We start from the raw sequence: 15,469 nt of genomic DNA, 5'->3' as shown, positions 1-15,469 counted from the left end.
GGACGATCCCATGGAATACCGGTCTCTCGGTCGATCCGGCCTCAAAGTCCCCGTCCTGAGCTTCGGTGCGGGCACCTTCGGGGGTTCGGGGCCGCTCTTTGGCGCTTGGGGCAACACCGATGTCGCGCAGGCGTGCCGCCTTGTCGATATCTGCTTGGAGGCCGGCATTACCCTGTTCGACACGGCGGATGTCTATTCGGGCGGCGCGTCCGAAGAGATTCTCGGCGCCGCGCTCCAGGGACGGCGCGACCGAGCGCTGATTTCCACCAAGACCGGGCTTCCGATGGGCGACGGCCCGAACGAGTCCGGCACCTCGCGCCTCCGGTTGATCCGCGCGGTCGAGGACGCGCTGCGGCGGCTCGGCACCGATTACATCGACCTGCTGCAATTGCACGCCTTCGACGCGGCGACGCCCGTGGAAGAGGTGTTGTCCACGCTCGACGGACTCGTGCGCAGCGGCAAGGTTCGTTACGTCGGCGTGTCGAACTTTTCGGGCTGGCAGATCATGAAGGCCCTGGCGGCCGCCGATCGCCACGGCTGGCCCCGCTACGTCGCCAACCAGGTCTATTACGCGCTGGTCGGTCGGGACTACGAATGGGATCTGATGCCGCTCGGAGCCGACCAGGGCCTCGGAGCCCTGGTCTGGAGCCCGCTCGGTTGGGGCCGCCTGACCGGGAAGATCCGGCGGGGCTCGGAGCTGCCCAAAGGCAGCCGGCTACACGAGACGGCGCGTTTCGGGCCCCCGGTCGATGACGAGCATCTCTACCGCGTGGTCGCGGCGCTGGACCGGGTCGCCGCCGAGACCGGCAGGACCGTGCCGCAGGTGGCGCTCAACTGGCTGATCCAGCGGCCGACGGTGTCCTCGGTCATCATCGGTGCCCGCGACGAGGCGCAGCTTCGCGACAATCTCGGCGCAATCGGGTGGACGCTCACCGCCGAGCAGAGCGCCGCGCTCGACGCTGCCAGCGCCGTCACCGCGCCCTATCCGCACTGTCCGTATTACCGGCAGGAGGGGTTCGCCCGCCTGAACCCGCCGCTCGTAGCGTAGACCGTCATGCCGGCGCCCCGCCCCGGCAGCACGTCCCCGGCATCGTAAAGCCCTGACGCGCCGCGCAGGCGCGTCACATCCCGCCCGCCTCCGGCGGCACCGGTCGCGGGCGGCGGTCGTCGCCGATCGCCACGAAGGTGAAGGTCGCCTCGGTGACCTTCATGGTGGTCTCGCTCGCCCGCTCCCGCCGCCAGACCTCGACCTGGATGCGCAGGGACGAGCGCCCGACCTTGATCAGCCAGGCGTAGAGGCTGACCTCGTCGCCGACGAAGACCGGGTGGTGGAAGGTGATCGCGTCGACCGCGATGGTGGCGCAGCGCCCGCGCGAGCGCCGCGCCGCGACGTTGCCGGCGGCCAGATCCATCTGGGCCATCAGCCAGCCGCCGAAGATGTCGCCCGCCGGGTTGGTGTCGGCCGGCATCGCGATGGTCCGGATCACCGGCGCCCCGCGGTGGGTCGGCTGGCCATCCGCAATCCCGCCGTCCCTGCCCTGCTCGTGCGTCATCGTCCGGACGAATCCCCGCCGCCAAAGGCTGGAACTCCTCCAGTCAAGCTCGGTGGGCGTCAATCGGGCAGCGCGAAGACCAGCAGTGCGTCGCCGGTGCCGAACCCGGAAGCCTTGGTGAAGGACGCGCCGCCCGCCGCCACCGCCAGGTACTGCTTGCCGTCGAGCGCGTAGGTCATGGCCGGGCCGCTGATGCCGGCACCGCATTGGAAGCGCCACAGCAGCGTCCCGTCGCGGGAATCGTGGGCGTCGAGATGCCCATCCTCCTCGCCGGAGAAGACCAGCCCGCCCGCCGTCGCCAGCGTGCCGCCGGAGAGCCGGCTGCCCGAGCGCATCGTCCAGGCGATCTTGCCGCCATCCGCCAGGTCGACCGCCGTCAGGGTGCTGAAGGACGGCTCTCCCTTAGCCTCGCCGGTCTCGGTGTAGCGGATCTCCGGCCGGTCCCCGGCTGCCGGCACGGTCTTGACCGTGTAGGTGGTCGCGCCGTGGCGGACCTGCACGTAGGCGAGGCGCCCGTCATAGGCGGTGGGCGGCCACGAGACGGCGCCGAGCGGCCCCGGCGCCACCACGGTGCCCTGCGGGGTCGGCGGCGCGAACAGGTTCTTCTGCTCGATCAGCGGGGCCGAGCGGGTGAGCAGCTTCCCGGTCGCGCGGTCGTGGACGTAGATCCAGCCGGTCTTGCTGGCCGAGGCCACGGCCTTGGCGCCGTTCGGCCCATCGAGCAGGAAGGGCGGCGCGGCGACATCGTAGCCCCACTCGTCATGCGGCACCTGCTGGGAATACCAGCGCAGCTGCCCAGTGCGGACGTCGAGGGCCACGAGGCACATCGTGTAGAGGTTGTCCCCCGGGCGCGAGAGGCCGAAATTCTGCGGCGCCGGGTTGCCGGTGCCGAGGAAGATCAGGCCGAGATCCGGGTCGTAGGCCGGGGTCATCCAGAGGGAGCCGCCGCCGACCCGCCAGGCCTCGCGGTTGGCCGGCGCCGCCGCCTTCTCGGCGGCGATGTCCCGCTGGAGCGGCACGCCGTCCACGGTCTGCGCGACGAAGCCGCCCTCCCAGCCCTCCGACGGGGTGACGTACCAGCGCCAGCGCTCCGCGCCGGTCTTGGCGTCGTAGGCCGCGAGCCAGCCGCGCCGGCCGTAGCCGCCCTCGATCCCGACCACGGCGCCGCCATCGAGGCCGCCGGCCTCGTCCTCGACATGCAGGCCGTAGCCCGCCCCGGTGACCCCGACGATCACCAGCCCCTCGGCCACCAGGGGCGGCATCTTGAAGCCGAGCCGGCTCGAGCCCTGCACCGCCTTGCCGCCGAGCTTGCCCGCGAGATCCGAGGCGGTCTCGCTCTCGCCCTCCTCCGGGCGCACCGCCTCCTTGTCCCAGACCACCCGGCCGGTCTTGGCATCGAGCGCGATCAGGCGCCCGTCCATGGTCGCCTCGAACACGAGGCCGTCCGATACCGCGACCCCACGGTTGGAGGGCGGGCCGAAGATCTTTTCCGTGCGCGGCCTGTGCGTGTAGGTCCAGAGCGGCCGGCCGGTCCGGGCATCGAGCGCCGCGACGTTGTTCTGGGTCGTGGAGAGGTATAGCGCGCCGTCGACCATCACCGGCTGCGCCTGGAAATAGCCCGTCACCCCGGTCTGGAACAGAAAGGCCGGCCGCAGCCGCCCGACGCTGGCGCGATCGATCTGGGTGAGGTCGGAGAAGTTGCGGTTGCTGTGATCGTGCCCGAAGGCCGGCCAGGGGGTCTCGGCGGCGATGGTTGGGAAAGGCGCCGCCGCAACCAGCGCCGCGCAAGCAAGGCGAAATCCTCTGTCGATCCAAGTCGATTGCGGCACGGCGTTTCGGCTCCCGAACGTTTGAGATCACCCGATCCGGTGATGGGGACGGTTTGGCAAGACGATCGCAGGCGCTTGCGACGATTTGTATCTTATGGGATACAGAAGCTGTGCCCGACGTTTCCACAACGGAGCTGTTCGATCGGTGGATCGTTGGTCTGCGCGACGTTGCAGGTCGCGCCCATATCCTTCGCCGGATCGTGCGCCTTCAGGAGGGAAATCCCGGCCATCTGGCATCCGTCGGCGGCGGGGTCAGCGAGATGAAGATCGATACCGGGCCTGGATACCGCGTCTATTTTGTCGAACGCGCCAACGGTGCGATCGTGATCCTGTTGTGTGGTGGCGACAAGAGCTCACAGGTCCGGGACATCGCTCGTGCTCACAAACTCGCGCTGACGGTTTGAGGAGACCGCCTATGGCTGGTTCCGAGACATCCACCCGGCCCTTCGACGTGGCGACGTATCTGCGCACGCCCGAAGATGCTGCCGCCTACCTGTCCGCCGCCCTGGAGGAGAACGATCCCGCCGCGTTCCGGCGGGCCTTGGGTGACGTGGCACGCGCCCGAAGCATGGCGGCCGTCGCCGAGGCCAGCGGCCTCGGCCGCGAGAGCCTGTACAAAGCACTCTCGCAGACCGGGAATCCGAGCCTCGACACGGTTCAGCGCGTGGTCTCGGCCCTCGGGCTGACCCTCGCGGTCCTCCCCGTAGCGCCCGCCGAAAACTCCTGACCCTCACCCCGCCTTCCGCGCCGCCGCGTCGAGCTGGCCCGGGGTCGCCTGGGCGCCCATGGCCCGGGCCATGTCGGCGGCGCTCTGGCCGGCGGCGTCGCGAAAATCCGGGTCGGCGCCGTGCTCGAGGAGCAGCGTCACCATCTCGGTACGGTCGAACATCGCCGCGGTCATCAGGGCCGTGCGGCTGCCGGTGCCGGTCCCGTCCACCGCGGCGCCGTGCTGGAGCAGCAGCCGGGCGACGGCGAGGTCGTTCTTGAAGGCTGCGCCGGCCAGCGGGGTCTGGCCGCGGTCGTTGGCGAGTTCGGGGTCGCCCCCGGCCTCCAGGATCACCCGGGTCGCCTCCGTCTGGCCGTTATAGGCGGCGAGCATCAGCAGGCTGTCGCCCTTGTCGTTGCGCAGGTTCGCCGGAAGTCCCTGCCCGAACAGCTCGGCCAGCTCATCGGCATGGCCCATCCGGGCATACTGGAAGACCCGGCCGGCAAAGGCCAGGGTCTCGTCGTCGAGGACCGGCGGTGGGTTCGTCTCGGAAGTCATCGTCGCTCGCCTGCTTCAACCGAAGCCGATCTGGGACGCGGTCGCGGCCCTGTCCAGCGTCGGCGGGAACACTTTCGCCCGCAAGGCCGTTGCAGCCGCCACCCGGGCCATCATGGCCCGATGCCGCCGGAGCGACGACCATGCCGCGCCCCTATGAGCCGTTTGCCGATGCCCTGCGCATCGCCCGTGAGATCGTCCGCGACCGGGTCGGCGCGGTGACGCGGGCGGCCGTCCAGGCGGATCCCCACGCCTATGACGAGGCCTGCAACGCCCTCGCCCTCCGGATCGCCGAGGCGATCGTGGACGAGGGCGAGGCGGTGGCGAGCCGCTATGCCGGGCGGGACGACCGGGCCGCCTGAAGCCGAAGCGCTCAGCCGCGCTTGCGGCCGCCCCCGCCCTTGTATTTCGGCTTCTGGCCGCCGAGGCCCTGGGTCGAGCGCGGCTTGGGCCGCTCCTGCCACGGTACGGCACCGGCCGGCATCTCGCGGTCGGTGCCCGGGCCCATATTGTCGAGGTCGGGCTTTGAGATCCGGGTGGGGCCGGCGCCCCGGGGCGCCTTGCGGCCGTACTTGCCGGCCTCGCGCTCGACATCGCCCTGCCGGGCCATGGGATCGTCCGAGACCAGCAACTCCGTGGCCTGGAGCCGCTTAAGCTCGTCGCGCAGGCGCGCCGCCTCCTCGAAGTCGAGGTCGGCCGCGGCCGCGCGCATCCGCTTCTCCAGGTCGGCCAGCACCGCCTTGAGATTGTGGCCCACCGTGATCGCGTCCTTGGCCAGGCCGGTATCGACCTGGACGTGGTCGCGCTCGTAGACGCTGTTGAGGATGTCGCTGATCCCGCGCTTCACGCTCTGGGGCGTGATGCCGTGCTTCTCGTTGTAGGCGAGCTGCTTCGTGCGCCGCCGCTCGGTCTCGGCCATCGCCCGCTCCATCGAGCCGGTGATGGAATCCGCGTACAGGATGCAGCGCGCGTCGGCGTTCCGGGCCGCCCGGCCGATGGTCTGGACCAGGGAGGTCTCGGAGCGCAGGAACCCCTCCTTGTCGGCGTCGAGGATCGCCACCAGGGCGCATTCCGGAATGTCGAGGCCTTCCCGGAGGAGGTTGATGCCGATGAGCACGTCGAAGGCGCCGAGCCGCAGGTCGCGGATGATCTCGATCCGCTCCAGCGTGTCGATGTCGGAGTGCATGTAGCGCACCCGCACGCCGTTCTCGTGCAGGTACTCGGTGAGGTCCTCGGCCATGCGCTTGGTCAGCGTGGTCACCAGCGTCCGGTAGCCGGCCTGGGAGACCGCCTTGACCTCGCCCAGCAGGTCGTCGACCTGGGCGCGGGCCGGGCGGACCTCGATCACCGGGTCGACCAGGCCGGTGGGGCGGATCACCTGCTCGGCGAAGACGCCGCCGGTGCGCTCCATCTCCCACTTGCCGGGCGTGGCCGAGACGTGGACCGTCTGCGGCCGCATCGCGTCCCATTCCTCGAAGCGCAGCGGCCGGTTGTCCAGGCAGGACGGCAGGCGGAAGCCGTACTCGGCCAGCGTCGCCTTCCGGCGGAAGTCGCCCCGGTACATGCCGCCGATCTGGGGCACGGTGACGTGGCTCTCGTCGGTGAAGACCAGGGCGTTGTCGGGCAGGTACTCGAACAGGGTCGGCGGCGGCTCGCCGGGCCGGCGGCCGGTGAGGTAGCGCGAATAGTTCTCGATGCCGTTGCAGGCGCCGGTGGCCTCGATCATCTCGATATCGAAGGTGCAGCGCTGGTCGATGCGCTGGGCCTCGATCAGCCGGCCCATCTTGGTCAGCTCCTCGATGCGGGCGTTCAGCTCATTCTTGATCCCCTTGATCGCCTGCTGCAGCGTCGGCCGCGGCGTGACGTAGTGGGAATTGGCGTAGACCTTCACGAATTTCAGCTCGGCGATCTTCTTGCCGGTGAGCGGGTCGAACTCGACGATCGACTCGATCTCGTCGCCGAACATCCCGATCCGCCAGCCGCGATCCTCCAGGTGGGCCGGCCAGAGCTCGATCGAATCGCCGCGCACCCGGAAGGTGCCGCGGGCGAAATCCGCCTGGATCCGTTTGTACTGGAGGGCCACGAGGTCGGCCACGAGCTGGCGCTGCTCGATCTTCTCGCCCAACGTCACGGTGAACGACATCGCCGTGTAGGTCTCGACCGAGCCGATACCGTAGATGCACGAGACCGAGGCCACGATGATCACGTCGTCCCGCTCCAGCAGGGCGCGGGTGGCGGAGTGGCGCATCCGGTCGATCTGCTCGTTGATCGAGGATTCCTTCTCGATGAACGTGTCCGAGCGCGGGACGTAGGCCTCGGGCTGGTAGTAATCGTAGTAGGAGACGAAATACTCGACGGCGTTGTCGGGGAAGAACGCCTTGAACTCCCCGTAGAGCTGCGCGGCCAGCGTCTTGTTCGGCGCCAGGATCAGGGCCGGCCGCTGGGTCTCCTCGATGATCTTGGCCATCGTGAAGGTCTTGCCCGAGCCGGTGACGCCGAGCAGCACCTGGTCGCGCTCGTGGGCCTGCACGCCCTTCACCAGCTCGGCGATGGCGGTGGGCTGGTCGCCCGCCGGCTCGAACTCGGATTTCAGGGTGAACCGGAGGCCGCCCTCGGATTTCTGCGGCCGGTCCGGCCGGTGCGGCACCCAGGTCTGGCCGTCCTTGAACAGCGGATTGCCCTCGGTGAGCAGCCGCTCCAGGGCCGTCACGGTCGCCGAGGCGCCGCCGTCGCCGCCCGGATCCGGCAGCTCGGCGCCCTCGGGCACGGGCCCGTCCTCGGGCGGGGTCAGCCCGAGGGCTTGGGCGAGGCGCGGATCGACATCGGCCGCGTCGCCGAGCGCGTAGCCGGCCTGCGGCGCCTCGGCGAAGCCGTCGCGGGCGATCTCGACCTTGCGGGTGGCGGCCTTGCTGATCGACTCCTTGGCGGGCCGGCCTTTCGGCTTGCCCGGCCGCGGCTTCTCGGGCTCCGGCGCGATCGGCGGCGGCCGGTTGCGGTTCAGCGCCGGGTTCAGCAACGCGGCCAGATAGGTATCGAGCGGCTTCAGCTCGGGCTTTGACGCCTTGGCGGAGGAGGCCGAGACGGAAGCGGCGCGCGGTTTCTTCGGAGCGGGCATGCGATCAATATGGGCCCCGCACGTCCCGCGAGAAACCCTCTGCGGCGCGGAGTTTTCAAGCTTTCACGGACGGGACCGCCGATGACCGCACCGATCCATCCGGAGACCCGCATCGGGCATGTCCACCTCAAGGTCGCCGACCTCGACCGGGCGCTGGGCTTCTATTGCGGCGTGCTCGGCCTCGGCCTGACCCAGCGCTACGGCGAGCGCGCCGCCTTCGTGGCCGCCGGGGGCTACCACCATCATATCGGGCTCAACACCTGGGAGAGCCTCGGCGGGTCGCCGCCGGCGCCGGGCACCACCGGCCTGTACCATCTCGCCCTGCTCTACCCGACCCGGGCCGCCCTGGCGGACGCCCTTCGCCGGATCGAGGCGGCCGGCATCCTGCTCGAGGGCGCCAGCGACCACGGCGTCAGCGAGGCCCTGTACCTGCGCGATCCCGACGGCAACGGCGTCGAGCTGTACCGGGACCGGCCGGAGGCGGACTGGCCGCGGGATCCGGACGGCGCCCTGCGGATGGTCACGGCGCGGCTCGATCTCGATGCTCTCCGCCGCGAAATTGGGTGATTACAACTCTTAGGTAGAATTCACCCGGCATTGGCCTCGACCAGGCGGTCCGATGCTGAGAAAAAACGGTATCATCACCCGGCGAATTGGCTTGCGGTGGCCGGGGCCCACCGGTACTTTGCAGTGCAAAGCATGATGCAGCGCGGGGGCTGGAGCTCATGCAGGACCTGGACAAGGCGTTGGCCGACATCGTGGCGATCCGCTCGCAGATCGCCCGCGACACGGCGTTCCGCGGGTTAGGAGCCGCCACCGTCGCCGGGACGGGCGGCCTGGCGCTGGCCTGCGCGGTCGGCCAGGCCCTCTGGCTCGGCGACCCTTCCGTGCGGCCGGTCCTGTTCTTCGGCCTCTGGATCGCCGCCGCCCTGGTGGCCTTCGCGCTGATCGGGGTCGAGGCGGTCCGGCGCAGCCGCCGGCTGCATTCCGGCCTCGCCGACGCGATGGTCTGGAACGCCATCGAGGTGTTCCTGCCCGCCGCCGGCGCCGGGGCTTGCCTCGCCCTGGTCATCGCCCGCTTCGCGCCGGCCGAGATCTGGATGCTGCCCGGCCTCTGGCAGGTCCTGGTCGGCCTCGGCCTGTTCGCCTCGGCGCGGATCCTGCCCCGGGCGGTCCAGGGGGTCGGCGCCTGGTACCTCCTCACCGGCCTGGCCGTGCTCGCCGTCTCGGCCGAGAGCCATGCCCTGTCGCCCTGGGCCATGGGGCTTCCCTTCGTGGTCGGCCAGATCTGGCTGGCCGGCATCATCCATCGCGGCGCCCGGGCCTTCGATGATGACCTCTGACCGCGACGACGGCCGCTTCTCCTACGAGGGGCTCGACCGGATCATCCACGAGCGGGCCCGGCTCAGCGTGCTGACCTCCCTGGTGGCCCATCCCAAGGGCCTGCCCTTCCCCGACCTCAAGCGCCTGTGCGGGCTGACCGACGGCAATCTCAGCCGGCACCTCGCGGTGCTCAGCGAGGCCGACCTGGTGAGCCTGGAGAAGGGCTTCGCCCTCAACCGCACACAGACAATCTGCCGCATGACGCCAACCGGGCGCAGGCGTTTCATTGGCTATCTCGGCGTGCTCGAGCAGGTCGTTCGCGACGCCGCCTCCGCGGCGGAGCGAAGTCCCGAGGGCGGGGTGCGCGGCCTCGATCCGGCCACGAAACCGGCCTGAGACCGCCGGATCGCGCAGAGATTGTCAACGCAAACCGAATAAACCTCAGCGATACGCCCATGCCGGGAGACTTTACGATGCAAAGCGAAGCGGGGCCGGGGGGGCTGCACGCCGCGATCATCATGGACGGCAACGGGCGCTGGGCGACGCAGCGCGGCCTGCCGCGTCTCGCCGGTCATCATCGCGGCGTCGAGGCGATCCGGCGCACCGCCGAGGCCTGCCCGGATCTCGGCATCGGCACGCTCACGCTCTACGCCTTCTCGGCCGACAACTGGCAGCGGCCGGACGACGAGGTCGGCGGCCTGATGCGCCTGCTGCGCTCCTACCTGCGCAACGAGACCCAGCGGCTCGCGCGCACCGGCACCCGGCTGAGCGTGGTCGGCCGGCGCGACCGCCTGCCCCGGGGCATCCCGGAGGCGATCGCCGCCGCCGAGGAAGCCACGGCAGCCGGCACCCGCCTGCACCTGCGGATCTGCGTCGACTATTCCGCCCGGGACGCGATCATCGCGGCCGCACAGGCGCTCCAGGGTGCCGACGCCACCCGCGAGAGTTTCGGCGCCCTGGTCGCCGGACAGATGCACGGCTCGCCGGTGGACGTCGATCTCGTGATCCGCACCGGCGGCGAGCAGCGCCTCTCGGACTTCCTGCTCTGGGAGGCGGCCTATGCCGAGCTCCACTTCACCGACCGGATGTGGCCCGATTTCGGACCGGACGATCTCGCCGCCGCCGTGGCCGACTTCGCCCGCCGGGATCGGCGCTTCGGCGGCCTGAAGACCGCGGCGGTCCCGGCGGCAGCCTGATCCCCCGCGCCCGCTTGACGGGCGCGTTGCCTCAGGCAGAGGCTTCCCGCCATGACCGAGACCCTCGCCCGCCGCCGCATCCTGCTCGTCATCGGCGGCGGCATCGCGGCCTACAAGGCCCTCGACCTGATCCGGCGCCTGCGCGAGCGCGGCGCCAGCGTCTGCCCGGTGCTGACCGCGGGCGCGCAGGAATTCGTCACGCCCCTGGCCGCCGCGGCGCTCGCCGGTGAGCGGGCCCATACCGACCTGTTCGACCGGGCCGAGGAGGCCGATATCGGCCATATCAAGCTGGCCCGGCAGGCGGATGCCGTCGTGGTGGCGCCGGCCACCGCCAACCTGATGGCCCGCATGGCCGGCGGCCACGCCGCCGATCTCGCCACCACGATCCTGCTGGCGACCACCCTGCCGATCCTGATCGCCCCGGCCATGAACGTGCAGATGTGGGCGCATCCGGCGACCCGCCGCAACCGCGCCATCCTGGAGGGCGACGGCGTGCGCCTCGTCGGGCCCAATGCCGGCAAGATGGCCGAGGCGGAGACCGGTCCCGGCCGCATGGCCGAGCCCAAGGAGATCGCCGACGCCCTCGAGCGGATGCTGGAGGAGGCCGGCGCCGAGGCGCCGGGTCTCGGCTTCCTGTCGGGCCGCCCGGGTACGGCGGCGCGCCCGCTCGCCGGCCGGCGCGTGCTCGTGACCTCCGGGCCGACCCACGAGCCGATCGACCCGGTGCGCTACCTCGCCAACCGCTCCTCCGGCCGCCAGGGCCACGCCATCGCGGCCGCCGCCGCCGAGGCCGGCGCGACCGTGACGCTGGTCTCCGGGCCGGTCGCGATCCCCGATCCCGCGGGCGTCCGCGTCGTCCGGGTCGAGACCGCCCGGGAGATGCTGGTCGCCGTCGAGGCGGCCCTGCCCGTCGACATCGCGGTCTTCGCCGCCGCGGTGGCCGACTGGCGCCCGGAGGTCGAGGCCGGCTCGAAGAAGATCAAGAAGGACGGCACCGGCCCGGCGCCGCTGCCCCTGGTCGAGAATCCCGACATCCTGTCCACCGTGTCGCATCTGGAGGCCGGGCGCCCGCCCCTGGTGGTCGGCTTCGCCGCCGAGACCGACACGGTGCTGGACCATGCCCGGGCCAAGATCGCCCGCAAGGGCTGCGACCTGATCGTCGCCAACGACGTGTCCGCCGCGGGCGGCGTCATGGGCGGGACCGACAACACGGTCCACCTGATCCATCGCGACGGCGCGATGGAGACCTGGCCGCGCCTCGGCAAGGACGAGGTCGCGCGCCGGCTCGTCGCGCATTTAGCCGGCATGCTGACGCGCTGAGCCGGAATCGGACCCGCCGAACGCACCGATCGCCGTCGATTTCGCCGCCGGTGTTGCTGCGAGTCCTCGCTTGTTGCGAGGCTCTTCGGGCTTTGTAAAGCCGGCTGCCGATCGGGGCGGTGCGGGCGATGTCCGATGCGAATGCGGTCACGGCCGGCATTGTCGCGGGCGAATGATCGTCTCGCATCTCTATCGGGTCGTGCGAGCTCCGTATTGATGGAAGAAATCGTATTGAAACCCGTTTGTCTGTGCGCAAAATCTGCCAGTCTTCCCAAATAAGAGCACGACATCGAATTCAAATGCTTTGTCGATCGAAGATAAGTCGATAGTAAAGGCTTGAAATCTGCGGTTTTACGAGGCTGTAAGCCCATGGCGCCGAACAGAAAACTGTCGGCTCGGGGGCGTTATGGATCATGAACCGTAGACTTCTTTCGGGATGGGCAGCCGCTTTGCTGGTCATCGGTGCAAGTCCGTGTATCGGACTGGCTCAAGCACAGCCTTCGGCACCCCAAAACGCGGACGAATCAACGATCATACCGGAGCCGAACGCACCCCAGCGGCTGCCCCTCGATCGACCGTCGACGCCCGCGCCGACCACGCAGCCCGCCGTGGGGTCTACGGATCCGCGGAGCGTGAGCCCGAAATTCGGCCTGCTCGGCAATCTCGGCGGCGTCCGCGACACGCTCTGGGAGCACGGGATCCTGCTCAACCTCGGCTACGTCTACGAGGGCGCCACGAACGCGGCCGGCGGGACTCGCACCCTGGCGCGCGGGGCCGCCCAGTTCACCGCCAAGGGCCTGTTCGATTTCGAGAAGATGTTCGGCCTGGAGGGCGGCTCGGGTGTGGTCACGCTGAGCCAGCGGCATGGCCGCGACCTGACTCTCGACGCGCATCTCGGCACGCAGACCAGCGTCGAGGAGATCTACGGCCGCAGCCGCATCTGGCGGTTGAGCCAGTTCTGGTACGATCAGAAGTTCGGCCCGTGGATCGACCTGAAGATCGGCCGGATGCCGTCGGGCGACGATTTCGCCGGCTTCGCCTGCGAGTTCCAGCTCAACGCCCTGTGCGGCGCCCCGACCGGCAAGATCGCCGGCAACTACATCTACAACTTCCCGGTCAGCCAATGGGCGACCCGCCTGCGCGTCGGCACGGCGGACACCGCCTACGTCCAGGTCGGCGCCTACCAGGTCAATCCGGACAACCTCGTCGACGGCTTCAGCTTCAACTTTAGCAAGGGCACCGGCGCGCTGATCCTGTCCGAGGCCGGATGGTTCCCGAAATTCGGGGGCTCGGGCTACGCCGGCAGCTACAAGGTCGGCGGCTGGTACGAGACCAGCGGCGGCAACGACGTCTACCTGAACGACCGGCGCCTGCCCTTCGCCCAGTATCGCGGCCAGCCGCTGCACCATGACGGCCGGAACGGCCTGTATGTCGTCGGCGTCCAGGAGGTCTACCGCCCGGATCCCGCCAACACCGTCCGCAACGTCTCGGCCTTCGTCCGGGCCGTCGCCAGCGACCGGGACACGTCGGTGTATTCCGCCCAGGTGACGAGCGGGCTCGTCTACAAGGGCTGGTGCGCGGAGCGGCCGAACGACTGGATCGGGCTCGGCGTCGGCCAGACGACCCCGAATCCCCGGGCGGTCGAGGCCATCGAGCAGGGCAACCTGATCAACCGGACCAACCGCCGGATGCCGGCGCAGGAACGCTTCGTCGAGGCCTTCTACAGCATCGCCGTGACCGACAACGTCGTCGTGCGGCCCAACATCCAGTACATCACCCGGCGCGCGACGCCGGAGCACAAGCCCGACGTCGTGGTGTTCGGCCTGACCTCGCTCATCACCTTCTGACCCGTCGCCCCGCAAGCCGCCCGCCGGCGCGCGGGGCGATCGACCCCACGAGGCATCGTCGCGGACCGGACATCCGCGACGTTGTTGTCGTTGGCCGGGCGTCACGCGGTCTGTCAGCGCGATGATCAGTGACCCGTCGACTCGTGAAGGTAAAGGCCGCGTTAAATCGCTTTGGCCTGAAACAAAGCCGGCAAAAAACTCTGGCGATGACGCCTTGAATTCGGCAAATGCGCCAAGCAAAACATCGCGTTCGGCGCAGTTTAGATGCAGATCAAACAGGTCGCGTGTCACAACGATCGACAAATGCGGTCGTATAAGACATCACCGCGCTATCACCAGGCCGTTGGAGTTGTGCGATGATCCGCCTGCAAAATATTTCAATCCGAACGACGATGAGCGTCGTGTTCTTCGTCTTGGGCCTGATCATCTTCACCTATGCGACAAACGCGCTCATCGCGGCGCGGACGGAGGCGGTTCAGGCCGAGGCCGGCATCTCCCTGGTGCGGGCGAGCCGGGCGCTGCTTCAGACCTTGTACGCGACGCGGCTTGAGCGGGGCGCCAGCCTGCAATTCCTCGCCGCCGACCAACCCCTGGATGCCGACACCCTGTCGGGACTCTACGCGGAGCGGCAGCGGGCGGTGGCCGGCATCGCCGAGGCGGCGGCCCTGGTGGACGACCTGGATCTGCCCTCCGTGAAGGCGACGCTCGGTCCGCTCCAGGCGGCCCGCGAGCGCGTGGAACGTCTCCGCCCCCGGGTCGATGCGGCCCTGCGGGTGTCCAAGGCCCAGCGCGACGCCGGCACCGTTCCGGAGGCGCAGACGGCCCTCCAGGCCATGCTCGACACCCTGACGGCGACCACCGACGCGGTCGATGCCGCGATCCCGCGCACGGACCTCGTCCTCGAGCGTAACCTCGCTCTCAAGCGCTCGGCCTGGGCAACCCGGATGGCGCTCGGCGCCGTCGCCCTGCGGATCCAGACCTCCCTGTCGGCCGGCACCCCCTGGTCGCCCGCCGAGACCGTAGCGGCCGCCGAGGAGCGCGGACGGCTCGACGCCACGTGGAACGCGGCCACGGAGACCGCGTCCAATCTGTCTTCCAAGGTCCGAGCCGCGTTCGAGAAGGCCCGCGCCAGCAATTTCGAAGGGGCGCCCCTCGCCCGGCGTCTCGCCGTCTCCAACGCGCTGGCCCGGAACGAGCCGCCGCGGATCACGCTGCAGGAGGCGCGCAAGCTCGACACGCCGGAACAGGCCACCATCGTCGACCTCGCCAGCGCCGCCCTCGATGAGATGATCGCGCGCGCCGAGGCCCTGTCCCAGGAGGCGCGCAGCGTCCTGATCCGCAACGTTGCGGCCCTGTTGGTCTCCGGCCTGCTCGTCGCTCTCGCTTTGGTCGCCCTGTTCCGCTTCGTGCTGCAGCCGATCCGGACCATGACCGGGACCATGCAGGCCCTGGCTGACGGGGACGCATCGGTGGAGGTGCCCCTGCGCGATCGCGGCAACGAGATCGGCGCGATGGCGCGGACGGTGCAAGTGTTCAAGGACAACCTGATCCGCGCCCGGACCCTGGAGGAAGAGACCGCCCGGGCGCGGCGCGCCGCCGAGGAACAGCGCAAGGCCGGCATGCGCCAGATGGCCGAGGCGTTCGAGCAGGCGGTCGGCGGCATCATCGGTCAGGTGTCGTCCTCGGCGACCGAGAGGTCACCGCCCAGGCGATGACCGCGACCGCCTCGCAGACCGCCAGCCAATCCACCACGGTGGCGGCCGCGGCCGAGCAGGCGGCCAGCAACGTCAACACCGTGGCGGCGGCCGCCGAGGAGCTGGGCGTGTCGGTTCAGGAGATCGGCCGGCAGGTCGACGGGTCCGCCAAGCTGGCTGTGGGTGCGGCTGCCGAGGCCGGGCAGACCGGAACCCTGGTTCAGGAGCTGAGCACGGCGGTCGGCCGGATCGGCGACGTGGTCGGGCTGATCTCGAACATCGCCGGGCAGACCAACCTGCTGGCGCTCAACGCGACCATCGAGGCGGCCCG

14 protein-coding genes and 1 pseudogene are annotated in these 15,469 nt (G+C 70.0%); 11 read left to right on the top strand and 4 right to left on the bottom strand.

The genetic code is table 11. The annotated features are described in order from the left end of the window. The first annotated feature begins 10 nt into the window (after window positions 1-10). On the top strand, window positions 11-1,048 hold the full coding sequence (locus WYO_RS16875) for an aldo/keto reductase (RefSeq protein ID WP_007564667.1): 1,038 nt from the start codon (window positions 11-13) through the stop codon (window positions 1,046-1,048). A 73-nt stretch (window positions 1,049-1,121) separates the two neighbouring features. On the opposite strand, the gene WYO_RS16870 is transcribed toward WYO_RS16875, so the two are convergent. Continuing rightward, window positions 1,122-1,553 carry an acyl-CoA thioesterase gene (locus WYO_RS16870; protein WP_007564665.1) on the bottom strand — a complete coding sequence of 144 codons (432 nt, stop codon included), beginning with the start codon at window positions 1,551-1,553 and terminating at the stop codon, window positions 1,122-1,124. Window positions 1,554-1,612: 59 nt separating this feature from the next. After that, window positions 1,613-3,331, bottom strand: a complete 1,719-nt coding sequence (locus WYO_RS16865) for a PQQ-binding-like beta-propeller repeat protein (RefSeq protein WP_085985804.1) — start codon at window positions 3,329-3,331, stop codon at window positions 1,613-1,615. A gap of 161 nt (window positions 3,332-3,492) precedes the next feature. Here WYO_RS16865 and WYO_RS30000 point away from each other — a divergent pair, with 161 nt between their 5' ends. After that, a complete protein-coding gene (locus WYO_RS30000) occupies window positions 3,493-3,786 on the top strand; it encodes a type II toxin-antitoxin system RelE/ParE family toxin (protein ID WP_047170856.1) in 294 nt (97 codons plus the stop codon). Between the two features lie 11 nt (window positions 3,787-3,797). Next, the gene (locus WYO_RS16855; protein ID WP_007564660.1) at window positions 3,798-4,109 is read left to right on the top strand and encodes an addiction module antidote protein; all 312 of its coding nucleotides are present in this window, start codon (window positions 3,798-3,800) and stop codon (window positions 4,107-4,109) included. 3 nt (window positions 4,110-4,112) lie between these two features. Here the strand turns inward: WYO_RS16855 and WYO_RS16850 are convergent, their stop codons facing one another. After that, window positions 4,113-4,646 (bottom strand): ankyrin repeat domain-containing protein, encoded by a 534-nt coding sequence (locus WYO_RS16850; RefSeq protein ID WP_007564659.1) that lies wholly within the window; start codon window positions 4,644-4,646, stop codon window positions 4,113-4,115. 140 nt (window positions 4,647-4,786) lie between these two features. Here WYO_RS16850 and WYO_RS16845 point away from each other — a divergent pair, with 140 nt between their 5' ends. Next, window positions 4,787-5,005: a hypothetical protein gene (locus WYO_RS16845; protein WP_007564657.1), complete on the top strand. Its 219-nt coding sequence runs from the start codon at window positions 4,787-4,789 to the stop codon at window positions 5,003-5,005. 11 nt (window positions 5,006-5,016) lie between these two features. On the opposite strand, the gene uvrB is transcribed toward WYO_RS16845, so the two are convergent. Then, a complete protein-coding gene (gene uvrB / locus WYO_RS16840; protein ID WP_007564656.1) occupies window positions 5,017-7,758 on the bottom strand; it encodes an excinuclease ABC subunit UvrB in 2,742 nt (913 codons plus the stop codon). An 81-nt stretch (window positions 7,759-7,839) separates the two neighbouring features. Here uvrB and WYO_RS16835 point away from each other — a divergent pair, with 81 nt between their 5' ends. The 7 genes and pseudogenes from WYO_RS16835 to WYO_RS29060 all read left to right on the top strand — a co-directional run. Continuing rightward, window positions 7,840-8,325: a VOC family protein gene (locus WYO_RS16835; protein WP_007564654.1), complete on the top strand. Its 486-nt coding sequence runs from the start codon at window positions 7,840-7,842 to the stop codon at window positions 8,323-8,325. 158 nt (window positions 8,326-8,483) lie between these two features. After that, window positions 8,484-9,101, top strand: coding sequence for a hypothetical protein (locus WYO_RS16830; protein WP_007564652.1), 618 nt, complete (start codon window positions 8,484-8,486; stop codon window positions 9,099-9,101). Beyond that, the gene (locus WYO_RS16825) at window positions 9,088-9,477 is read left to right on the top strand and encodes a transcriptional regulator (protein ID WP_007564651.1); all 390 of its coding nucleotides are present in this window, start codon (window positions 9,088-9,090) and stop codon (window positions 9,475-9,477) included. Before WYO_RS16830 ends, WYO_RS16825 begins: the two co-directional genes overlap by 14 nt. 77 nt (window positions 9,478-9,554) lie before the next feature. After that, window positions 9,555-10,277 carry a di-trans,poly-cis-decaprenylcistransferase gene (locus WYO_RS16820; protein ID WP_007564642.1) on the top strand — a complete coding sequence of 241 codons (723 nt, stop codon included), beginning with the start codon at window positions 9,555-9,557 and terminating at the stop codon, window positions 10,275-10,277. Window positions 10,278-10,328: 51 nt separating this feature from the next. Next, the gene (gene coaBC, locus WYO_RS16815; RefSeq protein WP_007564640.1) at window positions 10,329-11,597 is read left to right on the top strand and encodes a bifunctional phosphopantothenoylcysteine decarboxylase/phosphopantothenate--cysteine ligase CoaBC; all 1,269 of its coding nucleotides are present in this window, start codon (window positions 10,329-10,331) and stop codon (window positions 11,595-11,597) included. Between the two features lie 632 nt (window positions 11,598-12,229). Beyond that, a complete protein-coding gene (locus WYO_RS16810; RefSeq protein WP_007564638.1) occupies window positions 12,230-13,444 on the top strand; it encodes a carbohydrate porin in 1,215 nt (404 codons plus the stop codon). A gap of 356 nt (window positions 13,445-13,800) precedes the next feature. After that, window positions 13,801-15,469 (top strand): annotated as a pseudogene (locus WYO_RS29060) (methyl-accepting chemotaxis protein); the annotation flags it as partial.

The organism is Methylobacterium sp. GXF4 (assembly GCF_000272495.1).
Taxonomy (GTDB): Bacteria; Pseudomonadota; Alphaproteobacteria; order Rhizobiales; family Beijerinckiaceae; genus Methylobacterium; species Methylobacterium brachiatum.
This window is presented reverse-complemented; position numbering and strand designations above follow the sequence as displayed.

Excerpts from the sequence above, each read along its gene's own strand:
- WYO_RS16875 (WP_007564667.1), top strand. The coding sequence starts at position 11 with ATGGAATACCGGTCTCTCGGTCGATCCGGCCTCAAAGTCCCCGTCCTG.
- WYO_RS16870 (WP_007564665.1), bottom strand. The coding sequence starts at position 1,553 with ATGACGCACGAGCAGGGCAGGGACGGCGGGATTGCGGATGGCCAGCCG.
- WYO_RS16855 (WP_007564660.1), top strand. The coding sequence starts at position 3,798 with ATGGCTGGTTCCGAGACATCCACCCGGCCCTTCGACGTGGCGACGTAT.
- WYO_RS16850 (WP_007564659.1), bottom strand. The coding sequence starts at position 4,646 with ATGACTTCCGAGACGAACCCACCGCCGGTCCTCGACGACGAGACCCTG.
- WYO_RS16845 (WP_007564657.1), top strand. The coding sequence starts at position 4,787 with ATGCCGCGCCCCTATGAGCCGTTTGCCGATGCCCTGCGCATCGCCCGT.
- uvrB (WP_007564656.1), bottom strand. The coding sequence starts at position 7,758 with ATGCCCGCTCCGAAGAAACCGCGCGCCGCTTCCGTCTCGGCCTCCTCC.
- WYO_RS16835 (WP_007564654.1), top strand. The coding sequence starts at position 7,840 with ATGACCGCACCGATCCATCCGGAGACCCGCATCGGGCATGTCCACCTC.
- WYO_RS16830 (WP_007564652.1), top strand. The coding sequence starts at position 8,484 with ATGCAGGACCTGGACAAGGCGTTGGCCGACATCGTGGCGATCCGCTCG.
- WYO_RS16825 (WP_007564651.1), top strand. The coding sequence starts at position 9,088 with ATGATGACCTCTGACCGCGACGACGGCCGCTTCTCCTACGAGGGGCTC.
- WYO_RS16820 (WP_007564642.1), top strand. The coding sequence starts at position 9,555 with ATGCAAAGCGAAGCGGGGCCGGGGGGGCTGCACGCCGCGATCATCATG.
- coaBC (WP_007564640.1), top strand. The coding sequence starts at position 10,329 with ATGACCGAGACCCTCGCCCGCCGCCGCATCCTGCTCGTCATCGGCGGC.